Below are 21,619 nucleotides of genomic sequence, written 5' to 3'. Positions count from 1 at the left end.
AGCGATACTAGGAAACCGGCGGGTCGGTGCGCGGCACCGCGCCGACCGGCGCCACCGGCTCGCCCTCCTCGCGCGGCGGATGGGCATCTTCGGGCACATCGTCGATCTTCATCGCCTCGTCCTCGATATTTTCGAGCGTGCGGATATCGACGCGCAGGCTTTCGCCATCCCAGTGCAGCTCGTTGAAACTCGGCGGAGTGGAGCGCAGCCGTTGAGATAGCGTGCCCGCGCCGATCATCCGCACCGGGCCGTTGGGCGTATCCTCCATGATGTCGAACGCATCGTGGACATGGCCCGACAGCACGCCGAGCACATCGCGCTTTGCCAACTCTGCCAGCGCCTTCGCCCCGCCCCGCGTCAGCGCCGTTCCCTGCGTGCCGACCTCACGCAGGGGATGGTGCACGGTGACGAGAGCACGCGTACCGGCAGGCAGGGCATCGAGGCGTGCGAGGCAGTCATCCAGCGCCCGCCCGGTGACCCAGCCCTTCGACCAGTTGAAGCGCGGCTGCATGCGGACCGCCGTTTTCAGGGGAACGAGCGCGATGCCGGTCAGGTCGATCTCGCGCTCGACGACGCTGCGCAACCGCCCGAAGCGCTTGTAGGGGGTGACGAAGCGTTCCAGCAGGTTGAAATAGGGCATGTCGTGGTTGCCGACATCGAGGGTTACGGGCGCATCGAGCGTGCCGATCCATTGCTCCGCCGCCCGGAACTCGTTGTGGCGGGCTCGCATCGTCAGGTCGCCGGTGATTGCGATCGCCGCTGGCTGCAGTCGCGTGACCTCGGCCGAAAACCAGTTGAGCGCCTCGTTGTTTTCCAGCCCGAAGTGAATGTCGCTCACGTGGAACAGCAGGGTATTGGTCATGTGGCATCATCCGGTTGGGTCGCAATCAAGTCTACCGGCCATGTATCGAGCGAGAATGTCTCTCGTGTGTCGCCATCGGCAGGCTCGCCATCGAGCAGCAGGTCGAGCGGCTCACCGTCCGTGCTTGCCAGCGTGACCTTCTCGAACGGTCCGTAGCTCTCGTGCGGGCCTTCACGAAATTCCTGCCGCAGCAGAGCCCAGGTATGTCCCGCAAAATCGGCGCCGGTACGCGCATGGTAGGCGACCACATCGAGCCCATTCCCATGAGGGACCAGTTCCACCAGCGGATAGCCTTCCCTGTCTCCCGCTTCGGGCTGGACGATCCGCACGGGCGAATTGCCCGCCGTTCCTTCGATCGCGGCCCCGACCGCACCGAGCATACCGCCCGGATCACCGTCGCGCAGTGCCTCGCGAACATCGTTCCAGCTGGTGCCGGGCCCAACCAGCACTCCGGCAAGCGCCATACCGCTTCTGGCCCGGATGATTTGCAAGCGTACGCGCCTGCCATCGCCGCGTGCCCAAGCGGCAAACACCTCCTCGGCAGAAGCTTCGGCGTGCAGCCGCTTAGGGGTCAGGTTCTGGGTGCCGCCCGGCAAGGGCAGGATCGCACCATCCCATCCCGCAAGGGCGGATACGACCGCATTGATCGTTCCGTCGCCGCCCAGGGTGACGACCGTTTCCACCCCCAGGGCTGATAGGTCTTCGCGGCTGGGGATCGAATCGTTGGGGAAGTGGGAGCGCGCGGCAATCCGCACGCCTTGTTCCGCACACACATCGTCCACGTTCGCGAGTAATTCCTCGCGCACCGATCCGCTGCCTGCATTGGTGACCAGCCAGATCTTGCGTTGTCCCGTCATGATATTGAAAAACGCAGGCAACGGCTGCGGTTCCGCTATCCACCCGGCTCTTTTGCCACAGTCGCCGGTTCCAGCTCTTCCACCAGCAGCTTGTCGATCTTGCGCCCGTCCATGTCGATCACCTCGAAGCGCCAGCCCTGGAAGGTGAAAATCTCGCCTTCCTCGGGCAGGTGCCTGAGCACCGACAGCGCGAAACCCGCCGCCGTGGCGAAATCGCGATCCTCGCCATAATCGAGGTCGAGCCGGTCGCCGAGCGTTTCGGCAGGTAGTGCACCCGAAACCAGCAGCGATCCGTCGGCACGCTCGATAATCTCGGGGATTTCGCCCTGGTCCTTGTCGCTTTCGAACTGGCCCACGATGGCTGTCAGCAAGTCAATGGGCGTCACGATCCCGTCCAGGTGCCCGTATTCATCATGCACCATCGCCATCGCGACATCGGCCTGCTGGAGCACGCGCAGCGCGTCCATCGCATCAAGCTGGTCGGGGACCACTTCGGCACGCCTGGCGAGATCGGACAGCCGGAAAGGAGCCCCGCCGACCATCGCGGCCAGCACTTCGCGCACCTTGACCACGCCTATCACCTTGTCGGGCGAACCCTCCGCGACCGGCAGCAGCGAATGCGGGCTTTCGGCGATCGTCTGCTCGATTTCGGCGCGGTCGGCCTCGGCATCGATCCAGTCGAGTTCTGTGCGCGGGGTCATCACCTCTCGCACAGGCCGATCGGCCAGCCGCACCACGCCCTTCAGGATGGCGCTCTGTTCGGCCTCCAACACGCCGCTGCGCGTCGCCTCGGCAAACAGCATCTGCAATTCCTCGGCAGTGACGCTGGTCTGCCCGCCGGGGCGCACTCCGAACAGGCGAACGATGGTGGCGGAGGAGAAATCGAGCACCCACACCACCGGCGCCGCTATCGTCGCCAGCCATTTCATCGGGCGTGCCATCACCATCGCGATGCGATCCGCCGCGCGAAGAGCCAGCTGTTTGGGCACCAGTTCGCCGATCACGAGGCTGCAATAGGTGGTCAGCACGATGACGAGGAAGAAGCCGATCTGCGCCGCACGGTCGGGCGTGAGGTCGAACAGCGCTTCCAGCCGCTCACCCACCGGGCCGCCGAGGCTGGAGCCGGAATAGGCGCCCGCGATAATCCCGACCAGCGTGATGCCGATCTGTACGGTCGAAAGGAACTTGCCCGGGTCGCTCGCCAGGTCGAGCGCGGTTTGCGCACCATGGCTGCCCGCGTCTGCCTTTGCCTGAAGGCGCGTGGTCTTGGCCGAAACGATCGCCAGCTCCGACATCGCAAAGATGCCGTTGAGCACGATCAGCCCGGCGATGATGATCAGGTCTGTCCAGGGGAATGGTGTCACGTCGGTGCCCGCGCTAGCACAAAATGCGCGCCGCGCCAGCAGTCATCGGGAACAAGGCCGAAAGCGTGCCAGACGGGAACTTGCGTGGCGGGGACTCGTTACGGGGGCGGCGAGCGTGGGTGGAACGCGAGCCCTGAATAATAGTGCGCGGCCTGCCGCGCAGACACAAGAAAGAGGGACTGCCAACATGAAAACCTCCCGTATTATCCTCTCGTCGGTGGCCGCAGCGGCCCTGGTGAGCACCTCCGCTTGCGTGACCGACCCCAACACCGGCGAGCAGAAGATCAGCCGCACCGGCATAGGGGCCGCGATCGGCGGCACACTCGGCTACCTGCTCGGCGGCGTAATCGGTGGCGATGCCGCGCGCATTATCGGCGCAGGCATCGGCGGTACTGCCGGTGCCGTGATTGGCGACCAGTTCGACGACCAGATTCGCGAGCTTGACGAACAGACCGCCGGTAGCGGCGTCGATGTCGAGGAAATCGGCGATCAGGACGCAATCTTGGTGCGCCTGCCCGATGGCGTGACCTTCGCCACGAACTCGGCCAGCATCAATGCAGGCTTCCGCTCCACGCTGGACACGGTGGCGAACAGCCTGATCCGCTATCCCAACAGCCTGATCGACGTGTACGGGTTCACCGACACGACCGGCAGCCCGGGCTATAACCAGAATCTGTCGGAACAGCGTGCCGCGGCCGTTGCCGACTACCTCGTTTCGCGCGGTGTCTCGCGCGCCCGCATCGCAACCCGCGGTTATGGCGAAGATCCGCAGTACCTGCGCGTTCGCACCGGCGACAATGTCAACGAGCCGCTCAACCGCCGCGTGGAAATCAAGATCGTTCCGATCAGCCAGGAACAGGTCAGCGCAGCGAACCGCTAAACGCGATTATCTGCCAATTAAGCGAAGGGGGTCGGAGCCGAGCGCTTCGGCCCCCTTTTCTATCGAGAGCTGGAATCCCTGCCCAGCCGGTCCCGCGCCCTTTCGCCGAAATGCGCGATAGCCGCCGGATGAAGCTTCGGCGCGCAGACCAGCAGCCCGAAACTGCGCGGATCGCGCTTGTTGTAGCCCAGGGGCTGGCCGAAAATATCGCTGACAGCGGCACCGGCTTCGCGCGCAATCAAGGATGCAGCCGCGATATCCCATTCATACCCCCAGCGCATCGTCGCAAGGATATCTGCCCGGTTGGCCGCGACCATTGCTGCGCGCAGGGCAATCCCGTTGGGCTGCTCGACTGACACCAGACCTTGGTCCGCTTTCGCAAGATCGGCAGCCGGGACACGCGCACCTTCCCACTCGGTTCGCGTGGATGCAGCAAGACGGCGACCATTCAACGTAGCACCCTTCCCTGCGGTCGCCTGCCAGCTTTCCTTGCGTGGGGGCGATTCGAGGCAAGCGATCAGCGGGCGGCCCGAGGATACCAGCGCGACCGACACGGCCCAGCCCGTCCGACCCCGCAGAAAATCGCGCGTGCCGTCGATCGGGTCGACCACCCACACAAGCCTGTCTTGCAACCGCTCGGCTGCGTCGGCACTCTCTTCGGAGAGCCAGCCCGCGCTCGGCAAGAGCGAGGTCAGTTCGCGGCGAAGAAATTCATCCACCTCAAGGTCGGCCTCGCACACCGGATTGTTGGCGCTTTTCTCCCAGCTTTCGACGCTGTGCCCCGCGCCCGGCCAGCGGGTCATGGCGATCAGCCCGGCTTCGCGGACTATCGCTTCCAGACGCAGATAATCGATCATGGTGCCACTTGCCGATGTGCGCCGCAGGCTCGCCCTTTTCAAGCGCACGCATCCATGCTTATGCGCAACCGCAAAACATTTATCCCGCACCTGCACAAAGCCCGGAAGGACGGTACGCCCCCATGAATATCCACGAATATCAGGCCAAGGAACTGCTGGCGAAGCACGGAATCGCCATTCCCAAGGGTATCCCGGCGATGAGCGTGGAAGAGGCTGTCGCGGGCGCAAAGCAGCTGCCCGGGCCGCTCTACGTGGTGAAAGCGCAGATCCACGCTGGTGGCCGCGGCAAGGGCAAGTTCAAGGAACTGGGCCCTGATGCCAAAGGCGGCGTGCGGTTGGCGAAGTCGATTGAAGACGTAGAGCGCGACGCCAAGGAAATGCTCGGCAACACGCTGGTGACCGTGCAGACGGGCGATGCGGGCAAGGAAGTGAACCGACTCTACGTCACTGACGGGGTCGATATTGCCAAGGAATACTACCTGGCGCTGCTGGTAGACCGCGCTTCGGGCGAAGTCGCCATCGTCGCCTCGACCGAGGGCGGAATGGATATCGAGGAAGTGGCGCATTCCACTCCCGAGAAAATCACCACCATCACCATCGACCCGGCGCAGGGCTTCATGCCGCACCACGGGCGCAGCGTTGCCTTCGCGCTGAAGCTGGAAGGCGATCTCAACAAGCAGGCGCAGAAGCTGGCCAAGCAGCTCTACGAAGCCTTCCTCGCCTATGATTGCGCGATGCTGGAGATCAATCCGCTGGTCGAGACAGAAGACGGCAACCTGTTGGTGCTCGACACCAAGATGAGCTTCGAGTCGAACGCGATGTATCGTCAGAAGGCGGTCGAAGAACTGCGCGACGTGACCGAGGAAGACGAAGCCGAGGTCGAAGCGAGCGAATATGATCTCGCCTACATCAAGCTCGACGGAAATATCGGCTGCATGGTGAACGGCGCAGGCCTTGCCATGGCAACGATGGACATCATCAAGCTGAACGGCGCCTTCCCGGCCAATTTCCTCGATGTCGGCGGCGGCGCCAATAAGGAGAAGGTAACCGCCGCCTTCAAGCTGATCCTCAAGGACCCGGCAGTGGAAGGCATCTTGGTCAATATCTTCGGCGGCATCATGAAGTGCGACGTGATTGCCGAAGGCATCGTCGCGGCGGCCAAGGAAGTGAACATCCAGGTCCCGCTGGTCGTCCGCCTCGAAGGCACCAACGTCGAGAAGGGCAAGGAAATCCTGGCCAATTCCGGCCTCGCGATCGTCCCTGCCGACGATCTGGGCGATGCCGCGCGCAAGATCGTGGCCGAGGTCAACAAGGGCAAGTAAGCCAGGAGGGGCGCGGGCTGGCCCGCGCCTCCTCTCGTCTCACATTGCGTCGAAGCGGAATATCAGTTCATTTACCTTCTCGCCGTCGCTCTTCATGCGCACGGCTACGAAGAGGCCTTCGCCCGGTGCCTCCGGATCCGCGCAACGCAGTGTCAATGCTTGAAAATAGGCTGCGCACGGCTCAATGGCGAGGAGGCGGAAGGTCAGCATGCCGTCCTTCTCCTCCCACCCGGTCAGGTCGGCGTTGAAGTGCTTGAGGCGCAGCACCAGTGTGCCTTCTTCCTCCATCAGGTACATATGCTCGGTGAAGCGGATTCCGCCCCCGTCTCCGGTGGCGCCGGTCGTCTGAACGAAGGTTCCGACCATCGTATCGCCTGTCGGCGGCAACCAGCTTTCCATAGCCGGGGCACCGCCAATGCCTTCACCAGTCCACCGGCCAACCAGCCAGTCCACCTGCGCCAGCGTTGCCCGAGGCGAAACAAATCCTTCCTGGCCTATTCGGGTCTCGTGCGCTGGTTCTTGCGCGATCGCCGATTCGGCCAACATGGCCACCGCCAGGACTGTTCCGAAAACTCTTCCGATTGCAAACATCGCATTCCTCCCGTCGAAAATGTCTCCTCACCTGCAACTTGGGCACATGATGCAGAGTCTTGACGCAACAAAGACGCCGTTCGGGATCGCAATTCGACAGGCGGATGGAAATTTCTCTCCAACCCGCTTCGGCCTGCCACACTAAATCAACCCGAGGATCAGCCCGCCGCCGCTGCCACCGGCACCACTACCTCCGCTGCCTATCAGCACCTGCGTGATGAGGACGTAGAAGGCGGCCCCGCTACCCAGGAATGCGATCAGCATCAGCAGCCCGTCGCGCACGGTCAGCGCAATGCCAAAGGCCGCGATCACCGCCATCGGCAGTGCGACGGCAAAAGGCAGTAGCTCCAGCGGGGGCACGGCGAGGCACAGGAGCGCGATCACCCCGGCTGCGATGCGGCCCGCAGTCGGTCCGGTAAATATTTCAAGCCGCCCGTGGAATACCTTGTCCATCCACTTGCCGACCTTCTCCATATCCTCTGCCGCGTTGGCGAGCTTCTCGCCCTCGACGGAGCGGTTCTTGAGGATGCCTGGTAGCCACAGGTGCTCCTTGCCGAAGACAAGCTGGACCGCGATCAGCAGCAAGGTCACCGCGAGGAAGGTGGGTACACCCGGAATGCCGCCGACGGGCGATACGCCGATCAGGGCGGGCACTAGTAGTACCGGGCCATAGGACCGGCTGCCGAACGCCTCGATGATATCGCCGATCGACGCGCGATCATGCTTGTCGCCGATCTCGGTCAGGCGCTCCAGTATGCCACAGACGTTTTTCGGCGTATCGGCCATTCTTTCGCAAACCCCCTGCGGCACGATGGTTCCGCATTCAGCTTTAGCATGATTCGCAGCGGCTTGGGCGTGATCGTTCGCCCTTCGCTTTCGGCTCGCTTACGCTACGCGTCTGCGATGCTGCGCGCACGCCCTTGACGGGGCAGTTTCCGGAACGCAACACCGCCCGCAGCCATTGGACTGGCAAAGCATTCTGCGGCGCGGGTGGAGTCACACCGGGCCGATCACGGGAAAGGACACGACCCATGAAAATACTCGTCCCCGTCAAGCGGGTGATCGATTACAATGTGAAACCGCGCGTCAAGGCGGACGGCTCCGGCGTCGATCTCGCCAATGTGAAGATGAGCATGAACCCGTTCGACGAGATTGCGGTGGAAGAAGCGATCCGCATCAAGGAAGCGGGCAACGCCGAAGAAATCGTCGCGGTCTCGATCGGCCCGGCAAAGGCGCAGGAAACGCTGCGCACCGCACTTGCCATGGGTGCCGACCGCGCGATCCTGGTCGAAACGGACGAAGATCTGGAGCCGCTGGCGGTCGCCAAGATCCTGAAGGCAATCGTCGACGAGGAGCAGCCGGGTCTCGTGCTGCTGGGCAAGCAGTCGATCTCGGACGACAGCAACCAGACGGGCCAGATGCTCGCAGCATTGCTCGACCGGCCTCAGGGCACCTTCGCCAATACGATCACGCTCGAAGGCGATAGCGTGACCGTGAAGCGCGAAGTCGACGGCGGGCTCGAAACGGTCAAACTGACGCTTCCGGCCATCGTCACCACCGACCTGCGCCTGAACGAGCCGCGCTATGCCTCGCTGCCGAACATCATGAAGGCGAAGAAGAAGCCGCTCGATACCAAGACGCCCGCCGACTTCGGTGTCGATACCGCGCCGCGCCTCAAGACGCTCAAGGTTTCCGAACCGCCCGTGCGCCAGGCCGGTGAGAAAGTCGAGGGTGTCGACGCGCTGGTCGCCAAGGTGAAGGCACTGGGCATCGCGTAAGGCTCACGAAAATTCCGTTCGTGCTGAGCCTGTCGAAGCGCGAGCGGCCCGTTCGAAATACCCTTCGACAAGCTCAGGGCGGACGGGCCAGACTGTAAGGATAGAACAATGAAAACTCTGGTTCTGGTCGAACACGACAACGAAGAAGTAAAGGACGCGACGCTCGCCACGGTGACCGCTGCATCCAAGCTGGGCGAAGTGCACTTGCTGGTCGCTGGTGCAAGCTGCGCAGGCGTGGCCGATGAAGCCGCCAAGATCGCCGGTGTGGGCAAGGTCCACCTTGCGGACGATGCCGCCTACAAGGATATGCTGGCTGAAAACGTCGCGCCGCTGGTCGCCAAGCTGATGGCCGATCACGACGCTTTCGTCGCGCCTGCCACCACCACCGGCAAGAACATTGCCCCGCGCGTTGCTGCGCTGCTCGACGTGATGCAGATTTCCGAAGTGATGAGCGTGGAAGGCGACAAGACCTTCACCCGCCCGATCTACGCCGGCAACGCCATCGCGACGGTCGAAAGCACCGATGAAAAGCTGGTGCTGACGGTGCGCGGTACGGCGTTCGACAAGGCCGACGCCGAAGGCGGCAGCGGCACCGTGGAAGCAGTCAGCGGCCCGGGCGCCGCGAGCACTTCGGAATTCGTGAGCCGCGAGCTGGCCGAAAGCGAACGTCCCGAGCTGACCAGCGCGAAGGTCGTCGTCTCGGGCGGACGTGCGCTGAAGGACGCCGAGACGTTCGAGGAGTATATCACTCCGCTGGCGGACAAGCTGGGCGCCGCCATCGGCGCGAGCCGTGCGGCAGTCGACGCGGGCTATGTGCCGAACGATTACCAGGTCGGCCAGACCGGCAAGATCGTGGCGCCGGAGGTCTATTTCGCGATCGGCATCTCGGGCGCGATCCAGCACCTTGCCGGGATGAAGGATTCCAAGGTCCTCATCGCCATCCACAAGGACGAGGATGCCCCGATCTTCCAGGTGGCGGACATCGGCCTTGTCGCAGACCTGTTCAAGGCCGTGCCGGAGCTGACCGAAAAGCTCTGATACGCCAAAGACTTGATTGCGTCATGATCGGGCGGTAATTTGCCCGCTCATGATCGCACGAAAAATTGCATTTTCAGCCGCCGGGGTGACGATGGTCGCCTCGGCGGTTCTTGCTTCCGCCGCCAGCGCGAAGGACGAGCCGCTGGTTCTTCGGCCTTCGACGGAGTGGAACCTTCAGTTCGCGGAGGACAGCTGCCGACTGCAACGATTTTTCGGCGAAGGGAAGGATCGGGTCGCGCTGGTGATCGATCAGTACGAGCCCGGGGATCTCTTTTCGATGGTGGTTGCCGGTCGTCCGGTGAAAAAGCTTGGCCGCACCGCGAAACCAAGTCCGGTCTCGATCCAGTTCGGGCCGAGTGATGCATCTTTCGAGCCTGAAGCCTGGTTCGGAGATCTTGGAGAACTGAAGCCTGCTGCCATCTTCATGTATGCGGTGCTGGGCCCTTGGACTGCTGAACAACGGGGCGAACCGGCTGCGGAACAGGGCGACGAGACCATCGACGTTCTGGCGCGCGGCTTCACGGCAGAGGATGCCGCAAGGATCGAATGGCTGGAGTTAAAGAAGAACAAGAGCATTCGCCTCGCGACCGGACCGATGGGAGAGACAGTGAAAGGCCTGCAGATCTGCATGGCAGACCTGATGGCTCGGTGGGGGCTCGATGTCGAAGCGCATCGGAAGCTGACGCGGCGGGCCCAACCCTTGAACGATATTGATGACTGGCTTCTAGACCGAGATTATCCGATCATGGCCGTAAGAGCCGGTTCACAGGGAATGGTACACTATCGCCTGATCGTCGATGAACATGGAAAGCCTGTCGATTGCTCTATCCAAGGTGCAACCGAACCTGCCGACTTCTCCAAGGTCACGTGCGCGCGACTGATCCGGCGAGCGGAGTTCGAACCGGCCTTGGATGCAGAAGGACAGCCGATCAAATCTGTTTTCCTGAGTTCGGTCTCGTTTGTGATTGATTGGTAGCCATGCACCATGGCGAGACCCTCTGGCGCGCGCATCCTGCGCATATTGAGGCTTCGGTCCTGGCCGACTAAACTCCACTCATGGCAACGATCAGCAAGAAGCAGCGCGAAAAGGTGCAGGCAGATCGCCGCCGCCTTATTGCCGAGGCGCTTGGCGAAGGGCGCGACGATGCCGGTATCCGCGACCGGTTGATCGCCAGCGGGCTGAGCGAATTGCAGGCCAGTCACGAGCTGCAGCAGGCACAGAAAGACCCGATGTTCAGCGCGGCACGGGCGGTGAGCCACCGCCTCGCCAACCGGGTCAGCAAACGCGACTGGACGCTCGATATCTATGCCCGCCTCGCGCGCCACAATCCCGATGACCTCACCATTCCTGAGATCGACGCGATCGAGCCCGAACGGTTCTTCCGCGAGTTCTATTTCGCCAACCGCCCGGTGAAGCTGACCGGACTGGTCGATCACTGGCCCGCGCTGAAGAAATGGACGCTCGACTATCTGGAGAGCAGGCTGGGCGATGCGGTGGTGGAAGTGCAGGGCGATCGCGGCAAGGCGACGAGCTACGAAATCGACAAGGATCCGCACAGGCGACATGCCCCCTTGCGCGAGATCATCGCCCTGCTGCGGCGCGACAAGCCGTCGAACGATTTCTACATCACCGCCTATAACGACACGACCAACAAGCAGGCGCTCGCACCGCTGTGGGAAGATCTCGGCCCTGTCTCGATCCTGCAGCCGAGCGGCGGGCTCGACGGCTTCTTCTGGATGGGCTCGGCCGGCACCTTGACGCCATTCCATCACGACCTGACCAACAACCTGCTGGTACAAGTCGAAGGGCGCAAGCATGTGCGCATGGTGCCCAGTTGGGAAGTCGCACGGATGCGTAATGCGGTGCACTGCTTCAGCGAGCGCGAACCAAGCGATTTCGAGAGCGACAGCGAGGACCTGCCGCCCATGCTGGAATGCACGATTTGCAAGGGCGAGGCGATCTTCCTGCCGATCGGCTGGTGGCATCATGTCACTGCGCTTGATCGTTCCATCAGCATGAGCTTCACCAATTTCGCGGCGGATAACCAATTCACCGGCGGCTATCCGGAAGACGCGCGGTTCTAAGGCCGATCAGAATGCGTGGGTGATGGCATGAAGCGTAATGCCGACGAGCCCACCCACCAGCGTGCCGTTGATGCGGATGAACTGCAGGTCGCGCCCGACTGCGCTTTCGATCCGGTCGGTCACCGTGCCCGCATCCCAGCGTTTCACCGTTTCGGAGACAAGCGCGGTGATCTGCTCGCCATAGCGTGAGGTCAGGCCAACCGCGGTGCGGCGCGCGAAACGGTTGATCTGCGCCTGCAGCCGCGGATCGCCCTGCAGTGCGCTGCCGACTTCGCGCAGTGCCCCGCGCAGTTCGTCGCCCAGTGCACTTTCCGGATCACGCGCCCGCGCGATCAGCGACACGCGCATCCGCTCCCACACGCCCATCCACCAGTCGGCGAGCGCGGGGTTCTCCAGCAGATCGTTCTTTGCCGCCTCGACCTTGGCCTGCATCGCGGGATCGGTCTTGAGTTGCTGCGCCAGCTTGATCAGGCTCGCGTCGATCTTGCCGCGCATCGGGTGCTCGGGATCGACCAGCACTTCTGCCAGCAGGCGATAAACGCCATCGAGCACAGAACTGGATATGCGGCTGTCGAGCCCGGTCCAGCGCAAGACAGAATTGGCGCGCGACCGGATAATCTCGCGCACGGCCTCCTCGTTATCTTCCAGCGTCAGGCCCGCCCAGCGGATCAGCCCGTCGAGCAGTGGACGATGACGTCCGTCGGCAATGAGGTTTTCCAACAGCCCGCCCAGCAGCGGAGCAAGCTCGACCTTCGCCAGCTGGCTCGCCAGACCCGAGCGTACGCGCATGCCCAGCCGCTCCGGATCCAGCGATTCGAGCACTTCGGCGAGAAGCTCTGCCCCGCCGCCCATCAGGCGCGATCGCTCTCCATCCTCGGTCTTGGTAAGGAAGTCACCCGCGCTCGCCGCAACGTTCATCCGCCGCATCCGCCGGGCAACCACCGATGGGGTGAGGAAGTTTGCGCGCAGGAACTGCGCCATCGTGTCCGCTATCCGGTCCTTCTTTTTCGGAATGATCGCGGTATGCGGGATCGGCAGGCCGAGCGGATGGCGGAACAGCGCGGTCACTGCAAACCAGTCGGCCAGGCCGCCCACCATCGCCGCTTCGGCAAAGGCGTTAAGGTACCCTAGCGCAGGAGCCCATGCAGGGTACGCACCCATCGCCACATGGCTGGCGGCGAACACGCCCGCCATCAATACCAGCATCAGCGTGGCGGTGCGGCGCATCGCCATGGCACGATCGGGCGTCGCGACCGAACCGAGGGCAGGTGAGATGGGCGTGCGCGTCACTCGGCCGGCGCAGGTTCCTGCTCACCGTCGCCGCGATAGCGGCCATCGGTGTCGTCGCCTGGACGATAGCTGAGCAACCTATCGCGCAGCCACGGGCCGACCCGCTTTTCGAACCCGTCGGCAAGGCTGAAGCCCGCGGGCACAATCAGCAGCGTGAGCAAGGTCGAGACGACCAGTCCGCCGATCACCATCGTGCCCATCGGGGCACGCCATGCACCGTCACCGGAACCGAGTATGCCGGAAAGCGCGGTCGGGATCATCCCCGCGGTCATCGCGAAGGTCGTCATAACGATCGGCTGCGCACGCTTGTGACCTGCATCGAGGATCGCTTCCATCTTGTCGCGGCCTTCGTCCATCGCCTCGATCGCGAAGTCGATCAGCAGGATCGAGTTCTTGGAGACAATGCCCAGCAGCAGCAACACACCGATATAAACGGGCATGGATTGCGGCTGGCCGACGATCCAGACGAGGAAGATGCCGCCCAGCGGCGCGAGCGCAAGGCGGGTCATGGTGCCGAGCGGGCTCATCAACCGCTTGTCCAGCAGCACGAGCACCGCGAACACCAGCAAGACGCCGGAGATGACGGCATAGATCAGGCTGGTAACCAGTTCCTGCTGCCATTGCTCGTCGCCCACGGCATCGCGGGAGACACCCTGTGGCAGGTCCTGCAACGCGGGCAGGGCATCGATCTGGGTGCGTGCCTCGCCGCTGACCACGCCCTGGGCAAGGTCCGCGCCGACGAGGACCCGACGGCTCTGGTTATAACGTTGGATCGCGGTTGGTCCCGAGCCGAAGCTGATATCTGCCACGCGGCTGAGCGGGACGGTGCCCCCACGAAGCGTGGGGACGGGCAGGTTTTCGATCGTGGTCAGGCTCTCGCGCGAACTTTCGGGCAGTTTGACCCGGATGGGGATCTGCCGGTCGGACAGCGAGAACTTGGCTGCGTTCTGCTCGATCTCGCCCAAGGTTGCGATCCGGATCGTCTGGCTGAGCGCGATGGTCGACACGCCGAGCTCGGCCGCCAGGTCGGGGCGCGGTTTGATGATCAGCTCGGGCCGGTTGAGATCGGCTTCGATCCGCGGCGCAACCAGTGTATCGAGCCCTTTCATCTGCTCGACCAGCTCCGAAGCGGTCTCCTCGAGCAGGACAGGGTCCGAACCGGCGAGCATCACGGTAATGTCGCGCCCACTGCCGAACCCGCCGCCCTGCGACTGGAATCGCACACGGGCATCGGGAATCTTGGCCAGTTCTGGCGCCAGTTCGCGCTCGAACTGGAACGATTTGCGTTCGCGATCGGGCGACAGTGTGATGTAGATCGTGGCGCTGCCCATGCGCACGCGCTCCAGCGCACGTTCGACCTCGGGCTGCTCATACAACATCGCGGCGACCCGATCGGCGACCAGCTCGGTATCTTCCAGCGTGGTGCCCGGCACCATCTCGATCTGGACCTGGCTGTTGTCGCTATCGACAAGCGGCTGGAATTGTGCGGGCACTTGCATGAACAGCTGGATTGTCAGCAGCAGCGAGAAGAAGCCGATCATCAGCATCCAGACGCGGTGATCGTAGAAACGCGCTTCGAGATAGCGCCACACGTCACGCGCGCGTTGACCGAACGCCATGAATGGTAGGCCGAGCAATTTGAGCAAAAGCCAACCGGCGCCAAAGGCAACTGCGCCAGCGAGGATCAGCTGCACCATCCCGACCGCGCGGTTGTAGAACGTGCCGATCTTCGAATCTGGCGATGTTGCGACCGCATTGCCCGCAGCTTCCGCCAGCCCCAGTCCGGCCAGCGCCCCATTGACGGCGAAGAAAACGAGGCCTGTGATGACGATCAGCAACAGCACGGTCACCAGCAGCATCGGCAGGTAAATGAAGCGTTTGCTCGGCGGCTCGATGCCTTCGCGCCGACGGAGCATCTTGCCGCGTTCTAGCGACCAGTGAAGGATGCTCATGTAGCGATCCATCACGGGCCCTTCGCCGTGGCTCGCATGGCCCTTCGACTTGAGGAAGTAAGCTGCCAGCATCGGTGTGATCATGCGCGCGACCGCGAGCGACATAAGCACCGCGATCACCACGGTGATGCCGAAGTTCTTGAAGAACTGGCCCGAGATGCCCGGCATCAGGCCCACGGGGAGGAACACCGCGACGATGCAGAAGCTGGTCGCGACCACCGGCAGGCCGATCTCGTCCGCCGCGTCGATCGACGCCTGGTACGCGTTCTTGCCCATTCGCATGTGTCTGACAATGTTTTCGATCTCCACGATCGCATCGTCGACCAGCACCCCTGCCACCAGCGCCAGTGCCAGCAATGATAGCGAGTTCAGGTTGAACCCGAGCAGATCCATGAACCAGAAGGTCGGAATTGCCGAGAGCGGGATCGCGACCGCAGAGATGAAGGTCGCGCGCCAGTCTCGCAGGAAGAAGAACACCACCACGACCGCGAGCAGCGCGCCCTCGATCATCATCGCCATCGAGCTTTCGTACTGTTCCTCGGTATATTTGACCGTGTTGAACAGCGGGATGAAATTCACGCCCGGATTCTCGGCCTCGATCTTCTCGATCTCTGCCAGGGCATCGTGAAAGGTCGATACGTCGGAGGCACCTTTGGCGCGCGACATCGCGAAGTTTACGACTTCCTTGTCGCGCACCTTACTGATCGAGGTCTGTTCGGAGAAACCATCGCGCACGGTCGCCACGTCGGCCAGCTTGATCGTCCGCCCGTCGCCCAACTGAATCTGCTGCTGCGAGAGAGTGTAGGCATCCTGGCGGTTGCCGAGCACGCGGACCGACTGGCGCGTGCCGCCAACCTCGGCTGCGCCGCCTGCGGCATTCAGGTTGTTCTGCCGCAGCGCGCCGTTAAGCTGGCTGGCGGTTACTCCGTATGACTGGATCTTTTCAGGATCGAGGATCACCTCGATCTCGCGGTCCACTCCGGCAAACCGGTTGACCTCGGCCATTCCCTCAACGCCCAACAGTCTCTTGGCTACGACATCGTCGATAAACCAACTGAGTTGCTCCAGCGTCATGTCGTCCGCCTCGACGGCATAAATGCCGAGGAAGCCGCCGGAAATTTCCTGCTTCGACACGCGCGGTTCCAGGATGCCGTCGGGCAGCGATCCCCGCACGGTGTTGATGGCGTTGGTCACTTCCGAAACCGCATCGTCCGGATCTGTGCCGATCTCGAATTCGATGAAGGTGCTCGAATTGCCCTCGGACGCGGTCGAGTTGATCGTTTTCACGCCATTGATCGATCGCACTGCGGATTCGACCAGCTGGGTGATCTGGTTCTCGATCTCGGTCGGCGCGGCGCCGGGCTGCGAGATACTGACATTGACCGCAGGGAACTCGACTTCCGGATTATTCACCACGTCCATCTGCGAGAAGCTGAGCAGGCCAGCAAACAGCAGCGCGGTGAAGAACACCAGCGGGATGACCGGATTGCGGATCGACCAGGCGGAGATGTTACGGAAGTTCATGGCAGGCTACTTCTTGCGGATCACGGGGTTCACCCGCTCACCAGGATTAAGGAAGCCGCCGGCAGTCAGCACGATCCGTTCGTTGCCGGTCAGGCCCTTGGTAATCGCTATGCCCTGCCCGGTGATCATACCGGTTTCGACCGGTCGACGTTGCACCGTGTTCGCCTTGTCGACGATGTAGACATAGCTGCCATTGTCGTCGGCCAAAACCGCGCTTTCGGGCAGCAAGGGGGCCACGGTCGTACCGCTTCTGATTGTGGCGGTCGCGAACCCGCCCGGACGAAGACCGGGGCGATAGGCGAGCGCGATGCGCGCGGTGCCCTGGCGGCTCTGTTCGTCGACCGTTGGCTCGATCTGCCAGATCTGGCCCGTGTAGCGCTCGCTTGAGCCGACCGGTGATACCTCGGCCGCCACGCCCACGCCCAGCTGCTGCAGGTCCGCTTCGCCAACGCGTGCGCGCAGTTCCATCTGCCCGCCCTGTGCAATCACGAAGGCGGAGGCGATCCCTGCGCTGACCGTCTGGCCGGGTTCGATATTGCGTTCGAGCACCAGACCCGCGGCCGGGGCGACGATGCTGAGCCGTGCATTGCGCTCTCGAAGCTCGCCCAGCTGCGCCTGCGCCACATCGACCCTCGCCCGCGCGGCGTCGCGCGTCGCGGTCAGGCGGTCGACATCGGCGGTCGAGACGAACCCGCGCTCGACGAGCTGAAGTGCGCGATCGAGGTTGTTCTGCGCCAATTCTGCATCTGCTCTCGCAACCTGAATCTGCGCAGCCTGCGCGCGCGCCTGCTGGTTCTGCACCGAGCGGTCGATGGAGGCGAGCACCTGGCCCGCGCGGACCCACTGGCCTTGCTCGACATTGACCGAGACGACGCGACCGCCTTCACCAACCACGCCTACCGGGAGCGATCGCCGTGCGGCAATCGTGCCGGTGGCGGTAATCGTGCCCTCGATCGTGCCGCTCCCCGGCTGGATCACGGTGATCTCCGGCGCTTGGTCGCCCGCCCCCGCCTTTTCGGGTGCTTCGGTGGTGGCGCTCAGCGCGAACCATCCGGCGACAAGTGCAATCACGAGCGCCAGGATCACCGCAATCACGATGTTCCGCGTGCGGTTTCCGTCCGAAGGCTGATCGACCGTAGTTGTAGTATAACTTTGCGTCATGCGGCGTCCGTCTTCCTCATGGCCGGTCGGCGGTTGGTAGTTCATCGTCCGGCTCCCATCGCAGTTGCGGGTATTAGCCGATCCCTGTTGCGGATAGGCGAAATCCGATCCACCGGCGCCTTACGCGCACAAGACACCACAGGCAATCGACTGCTCTACCAACTGCAAAGTCCACCTGACGAAAGAAACAGCGACCGTGCCGATGGTACAGAAGCACGAAAAAGGGCGGCCCAACCCCAAGGTCGGACCGCCCCATGTGTTAGCTTGCAGCTTTGGCTAGCGAAGGCGTCCGCGCTGAACCAAATTGGCAATTGCCAGCAGGATCACAGCACCGAGGATGGCAACCAGAAAGCCTTCAAGGCTGAACGAACCGATCGGGCCGCCCACGCCGAGGAAGGTGTTGCCAACCCAGTTGCCGATCAGCGAACCGATCAGGCCGACAATGATGTTCCAGAAAATGCCCATCGACGCATCGCGGCCCATGACCATGCTGGCAATCCAGCCCGCCACGCCCCCGACGATGATCGCGATAATCCAACTCATGTCCCAACTCCTGTTTTTATTGCACCCGTCTGGGTTACGGGTGTGCAACGGAGAGGGGGGACGGCAGGTTCCCGGGCAGAGATGAATTCTCCTGCCCGGATCGGCCGTCAATGGGTCAGTATTTGAGCTGGCGTTCGTACAAGTCGCGATAATGCTGGATACGGGTAACACGCAGGCCCTGCATGCCCGAACGGTCGACCGCGCGCTGCCAGGATGCGAATTCCTCCAGCGTCAGACCGTAACGTTCGAGAACCTCGTCGATCGTAAGCAGGCCGCCATTCACGGCTGCCACCACTTCTGCCTTGCGACGGATGACCCATCGCTTGGTCCTGGGGCTCGGCAGGTCGGCCAGCGTCAGCGGCTCGCCCAGCGGGCCGATCACTTGGTCTGGTTTGATTCTCTGGTTCTCGATCATCGGTTCTCTCGGTGGCGCCTGGGGGTATGGGCTACGCTAAGCCTGTCTCTATCCCCGGGTGCTTTGCGGCTCGCTAAAGAGCTAGGGTTAACGCCGCATTCGTCTTTTCGTTCGGTGTAGTCGAAGGACGGGCCCACTTTCGCCAGCAGGCGATCCTCGCCCTTGTGCATGCTGCGCGACAGGCTGATCGCGGCGGCAAGCTCCGCCCAGCCGACGCGCCGCAGCCCGTCTTCGCCCGTCGCATCGTCTGGCGCGGTAATGTGTTCAAGTCCTTCGAACATGAGACGATCCCTAACGCGATGATGGTCAACAAGCGGTAAAGGCGGGCCAATAGCCGCATCGCTCGTACAGCCGGTTAGCTTGTCTCGCACCCGGCAGCGTCTATATGCGCGCACAAGCACACATGACCGATCCCGCCGCTACCTTGACTGCAGACGAGGCTGCCCGCCTGTTCGATCTGCCCCGCGCCGCCGCCGATTGCCGCATCGTTGTCGCGATGTCCGGCGGTGTCGACAGCTCGGTCGTGGCGGCTCTAGCGGCAAAAACCGGCGCCGACGTGGTCGGGATCACGCTCCAGCTCTACGATTACGGCGCGGCGACGGGGCGGAAGGGCGCGTGCTGTGCGGGCGACGATATTGCAGATGCGCGCGCCGTGGCGGACCGGCTGGGCATCGCGCACTACGTGTTCGATCACGAAAGCGCCTTCCGCGAATCGGTGGTCGAGCAGTTTGCCGACGATTACCTCGCAGGCCGTACGCCAGTACCGTGCATCCGCTGCAATATGGGGCCCAAGTTCACCGACCTGCTCGCCATGGCGCGCGAACTGGATGCCGATTGCCTCGCGACCGGGCACTATGTGCGCCGCGCCATCGGCCCCGGCGGGCCCGAACTGCACCGGGCGCAGGATGCCAGCCGCGACCAGTCCTATTTCCTCTTCGCGACCACGCAAGACCAGCTCGATTTCCTGCGCTTCCCGCTGGGCGGCATGCCCAAGACGCGAGTGCGCGAACTGGCGGAACACTCGGGCCTGCGCAATGCCGCCAAGCCGGACAGCCAGGATATCTGCTTCGTGCCGGACGGGAATTACGCCAAGATCGTCAAGAGCTTGCGCCCCGAAGGCGGAAGATCGGGCGCGATCGTCCACGCCCAGACCGGCGAAACGCTGGGCGAGCATGCGGGCGTGATCCATTTTACCGTCGGCCAGCGGCGGGGGCTGGAAATCGGCGGGCAACCCGAACCGCTCTACGTAGTCGAACTCGATGCCGATATCGCCGAAGTGCGCGTCGGCCCCAAGGCTATGCTGGCCACGGCCAGCGCGCAGCTGGTCGACACGAATCGCATCGGCCCGCTGCCCGACCTGCCGCTCACTGCCAAGGTCCGTTCGCTGTCCAAGCCCGTGCCGGTGGAGTTGCAAGGTTCGCTAGGCGATGGGGACGCTGTGACGCTCACCTTCACCACGCCCGAGTTCGGCGTGGCGCCCGGCCAGGCGGCAGTGATCTATGCTGGCGCGCGGGTGGTCGGCGGCGGCTGGATCGAGCGGACGGTGCCGGCGGCCTAGGATCGGCCTAGTCTTCCCACTGTTCGAGGACGCAGCCATAGCCTTCACGGTAGGTCGCTGTCTGACTCGCGACGAGCGGGAAAGTCGCCGTAACGCTCTTGCTCTTCGGGTCGTCGGACAGCCGCACCAGTTCCATCCCGCCGACCTTATCCTTCGCGCAATCGCCGATCGAGCGACCGCCAATATAGCGGCATGAGCATGCGACACGCGCGGCATAGGACGCGCCGGTCTGCGCATAACCGTTGATCGTAGTCCGGTTCGCGAACCACGCCACGGCGACGATGGTCAGCAGGACCAGCACGAGTACCAGAAGGATGCGCGGCCACAGGCTACGCGCGGGCACATCGCGGGAGTATGTTTCGGTCGTTGCCAAGCGGGCGCCTCTCGTGCGAATTGCTGTGCCCATGTTCTCGCCTCGCCACCTCGCGCTTGCAACCCCTCTCTGCCTTCTCCTGTCGCTTGCTGCCTGCGGCGGCGGCGCAGAGCCCGATCCCGGCCCCACCGATGCCGAACTTTCCCTTATCGCTGAGAGCCCTGGGGTTGGCAGGGAGCGGCTGGCGCTGGAATTCGGTGACCTGTTCGAGACCGAGCAGGGCCTGGGCGAAACGCGCGCCGCGCTGGTCATGAACGGCGGGGAAATCGTGGCCGAGCACTATGCCGATGGCTACGATGCCGACACCCGGTTCATTAGCTGGTCGATGGCCAAGACGGTAACTGCGGTGATGATCGGCATGCTGGTGGCCGATGGCGCACTGGAGCTGGATGCTCCTGCCCCGGTTCCCGAATGGCAGCGCCCCGGCGATGCGCGCGCGGAAATCACGCTGCGCCACCTGCTGCAAATGCGGTCCGGCCTCGACCATACAGAGAGTGGCGAAGTGCCCTACGAATCGAGCGAAGTGCGCATGCTGTTCCTCGACCAGCGCGATGACATGGCCAAATTTGCGGAAGAGCAACCGCTTGAAGCCGAGCCGGGCGAGAAGTTCGAATATTCGAGCAATACGACCGTGATCCTCGCCGATATCGCCGCCGACGTGCTGAGCGAGGGCAGCAAAGACCCCGAAACGCGTCGCAAGGCGGTCGATACCTATCTCAAGACACGGTTGTTCGGCCCGCTGGGGATGACCTCGATGGTGCCCGAATATGATGCGGCGGGCACCCTGATCGGGGGCAGCACGATCCATGCGAGCCTGCGCGACTGGGCACGCTTCGGCGAATTCCTGCGCAATCGCGGGAGCTATCGCGGCACTCAGCTGGTCCCGCGCCAGTGGATCGAATTCATGCTGGAGCCGAGCCCGCCCGCGCCGTTCTACGGCGGGCAGACCTGGCTCAACACGCAGGCTGGCGATCCCAAGGATTCACTCTACCCGATCGACAGCCCCAGCGGCATCTTCGCCGCAATCGGCCACATGGGGCAGTACATCGTCGTCTCGCCGCAACAGCAGCTCACCGTGGTGCGGCTGGGCCATTCGGATGCCGAGCAGCGGCGCGCACTGCTGCGCCAGATCAACGACGTGATCGAACTTTACCCGACCCGATAGAGCT

The 21,619-nt window shown here is 63.3% G+C and carries 21 protein-coding genes; 8 read left to right on the top strand and 13 right to left on the bottom strand.

From position 1 onward, the window contains the following. Positions 1-7 precede the first annotated feature (7 nt). Genes ACEQXE_RS10535 through ACEQXE_RS10525 form a run of 3 tightly spaced genes read right to left on the bottom strand, consistent with a single transcriptional unit; the run spans position 8 to position 3,083 of the window. Entirely contained in the window at positions 8-862 is an 855-nt protein-coding gene (locus ACEQXE_RS10535; RefSeq protein ID WP_370179143.1) for a metallophosphoesterase, read from the bottom strand. After that, positions 859-1,719, bottom strand: a complete 861-nt coding sequence (locus tag ACEQXE_RS10530; protein ID WP_370179141.1) for a diacylglycerol kinase family protein — start codon at positions 1,717-1,719, stop codon at positions 859-861. The genes ACEQXE_RS10535 and ACEQXE_RS10530 overlap by 4 nt, the downstream gene beginning before the upstream one ends. Before the next feature lie 35 nt (positions 1,720-1,754). Continuing rightward, positions 1,755-3,083, bottom strand: a complete 1,329-nt coding sequence (locus tag ACEQXE_RS10525) for a hemolysin family protein (RefSeq protein ID WP_370179139.1) — start codon at positions 3,081-3,083, stop codon at positions 1,755-1,757. 187 nt (positions 3,084-3,270) lie between these two features. Here ACEQXE_RS10525 and ACEQXE_RS10520 point away from each other — a divergent pair, with 187 nt between their 5' ends. Beyond that, positions 3,271-3,963, top strand: a complete 693-nt coding sequence (locus tag ACEQXE_RS10520; RefSeq protein WP_370179138.1) for an OmpA family protein — start codon at positions 3,271-3,273, stop codon at positions 3,961-3,963. Positions 3,964-4,022: 59 nt separating this feature from the next. Here ACEQXE_RS10520 and ACEQXE_RS10515 read toward each other — a convergent pair whose 3' ends face one another. Next, complete coding sequence (locus ACEQXE_RS10515; protein WP_370179136.1) at positions 4,023-4,820, bottom strand: 3'(2'),5'-bisphosphate nucleotidase CysQ; 798 nt, start codon at positions 4,818-4,820, stop codon at positions 4,023-4,025. Positions 4,821-4,942: 122 nt separating this feature from the next. On the opposite strand from ACEQXE_RS10515, the gene sucC reads away from it, so the two are divergent. Continuing rightward, positions 4,943-6,142, top strand: coding sequence for an ADP-forming succinate--CoA ligase subunit beta (sucC, locus tag ACEQXE_RS10510; RefSeq protein ID WP_370179134.1), 1,200 nt, complete (start codon positions 4,943-4,945; stop codon positions 6,140-6,142). A 39-nt stretch (positions 6,143-6,181) separates the two neighbouring features. Here sucC and ACEQXE_RS10505 read toward each other — a convergent pair whose 3' ends face one another. Continuing rightward, positions 6,182-6,688, bottom strand: a complete 507-nt coding sequence (locus tag ACEQXE_RS10505) for a DUF6265 family protein (protein ID WP_370179133.1) — start codon at positions 6,686-6,688, stop codon at positions 6,182-6,184. A 186-nt stretch (positions 6,689-6,874) separates the two neighbouring features. After that, positions 6,875-7,519: an exopolysaccharide biosynthesis protein gene (locus ACEQXE_RS10500; protein ID WP_370179131.1), complete on the bottom strand. Its 645-nt coding sequence runs from the start codon at positions 7,517-7,519 to the stop codon at positions 6,875-6,877. 245 nt (positions 7,520-7,764) lie between these two features. Between ACEQXE_RS10500 and ACEQXE_RS10495 the strand changes: the two genes are divergently transcribed. From ACEQXE_RS10495 to ACEQXE_RS10480, 4 genes are all read left to right on the top strand, one after another. Then, entirely contained in the window at positions 7,765-8,511 is a 747-nt protein-coding gene (locus ACEQXE_RS10495) for an electron transfer flavoprotein subunit beta/FixA family protein (protein WP_370179129.1), read from the top strand. 108 nt (positions 8,512-8,619) lie between these two features. Then, complete coding sequence (locus ACEQXE_RS10490; RefSeq protein WP_370179127.1) at positions 8,620-9,549, top strand: electron transfer flavoprotein subunit alpha/FixB family protein; 930 nt, start codon at positions 8,620-8,622, stop codon at positions 9,547-9,549. 49 nt (positions 9,550-9,598) lie between these two features. Beyond that, the gene (locus ACEQXE_RS10485; protein ID WP_370179126.1) at positions 9,599-10,525 is read left to right on the top strand and encodes an energy transducer TonB; all 927 of its coding nucleotides are present in this window, start codon (positions 9,599-9,601) and stop codon (positions 10,523-10,525) included. Positions 10,526-10,605: 80 nt separating this feature from the next. Beyond that, positions 10,606-11,634, top strand: coding sequence for a cupin-like domain-containing protein (locus ACEQXE_RS10480; RefSeq protein WP_370179124.1), 1,029 nt, complete (start codon positions 10,606-10,608; stop codon positions 11,632-11,634). Between the two features lie 6 nt (positions 11,635-11,640). Here the strand turns inward: ACEQXE_RS10480 and ACEQXE_RS10475 are convergent, their stop codons facing one another. The 6 genes from ACEQXE_RS10475 to ACEQXE_RS10450 all read right to left on the bottom strand — a co-directional run bounded on the left by ACEQXE_RS10475 (position 11,641) and on the right by ACEQXE_RS10450 (position 18,800). Next, entirely contained in the window at positions 11,641-12,861 is a 1,221-nt protein-coding gene (locus ACEQXE_RS10475) for a DUF445 domain-containing protein (RefSeq protein ID WP_370179173.1), read from the bottom strand. Positions 12,862-12,920: 59 nt separating this feature from the next. Then, positions 12,921-16,400 carry an efflux RND transporter permease subunit gene (locus ACEQXE_RS10470; RefSeq protein WP_370179123.1) on the bottom strand — a complete coding sequence of 1,160 codons (3,480 nt, stop codon included), beginning with the start codon at positions 16,398-16,400 and terminating at the stop codon, positions 12,921-12,923. Between the two features lie 6 nt (positions 16,401-16,406). Continuing rightward, complete coding sequence (locus tag ACEQXE_RS10465) at positions 16,407-17,606, bottom strand: efflux RND transporter periplasmic adaptor subunit (protein WP_370179122.1); 1,200 nt, start codon at positions 17,604-17,606, stop codon at positions 16,407-16,409. Positions 17,607-17,837: 231 nt separating this feature from the next. Beyond that, positions 17,838-18,104, bottom strand: a complete 267-nt coding sequence (locus tag ACEQXE_RS10460) for a GlsB/YeaQ/YmgE family stress response membrane protein (protein ID WP_370179120.1) — start codon at positions 18,102-18,104, stop codon at positions 17,838-17,840. Positions 18,105-18,219: 115 nt separating this feature from the next. Then, on the bottom strand, positions 18,220-18,519 hold the full coding sequence (locus ACEQXE_RS10455) for a DUF1153 domain-containing protein (RefSeq protein ID WP_370179119.1): 300 nt from the start codon (positions 18,517-18,519) through the stop codon (positions 18,220-18,222). After that, positions 18,516-18,800 (bottom strand): hypothetical protein, encoded by a 285-nt coding sequence (locus ACEQXE_RS10450; RefSeq protein WP_370179117.1) that lies wholly within the window; start codon positions 18,798-18,800, stop codon positions 18,516-18,518. Before ACEQXE_RS10450 ends, ACEQXE_RS10455 begins: the two co-directional genes overlap by 4 nt. Positions 18,801-18,922: 122 nt before the next feature. Between ACEQXE_RS10450 and mnmA the strand changes: the two genes are divergently transcribed. After that, positions 18,923-20,077: a tRNA 2-thiouridine(34) synthase MnmA gene (mnmA, locus tag ACEQXE_RS10445; RefSeq protein ID WP_370179116.1), complete on the top strand. Its 1,155-nt coding sequence runs from the start codon at positions 18,923-18,925 to the stop codon at positions 20,075-20,077. A gap of 7 nt (positions 20,078-20,084) precedes the next feature. Here mnmA and ACEQXE_RS10440 read toward each other — a convergent pair whose 3' ends face one another. Then, positions 20,085-20,450: a hypothetical protein gene (locus ACEQXE_RS10440; protein ID WP_370179115.1), complete on the bottom strand. Its 366-nt coding sequence runs from the start codon at positions 20,448-20,450 to the stop codon at positions 20,085-20,087. A 31-nt stretch (positions 20,451-20,481) separates the two neighbouring features. Here ACEQXE_RS10440 and ACEQXE_RS10435 point away from each other — a divergent pair, with 31 nt between their 5' ends. Continuing rightward, positions 20,482-21,615 carry a serine hydrolase domain-containing protein gene (locus ACEQXE_RS10435; RefSeq protein ID WP_370179114.1) on the top strand — a complete coding sequence of 378 codons (1,134 nt, stop codon included), beginning with the start codon at positions 20,482-20,484 and terminating at the stop codon, positions 21,613-21,615. The last annotated feature ends 4 nt before the right edge of the window (positions 21,616-21,619 follow it).

It is taken from the genome of Alteriqipengyuania sp. (assembly GCF_964222115.1).
GTDB lineage: Bacteria > Pseudomonadota > Alphaproteobacteria > Sphingomonadales > Sphingomonadaceae > Alteriqipengyuania.
Note: the sequence above shows the minus strand (reverse complement) of the source record. Positions and strands in the feature narration are given on the sequence as shown.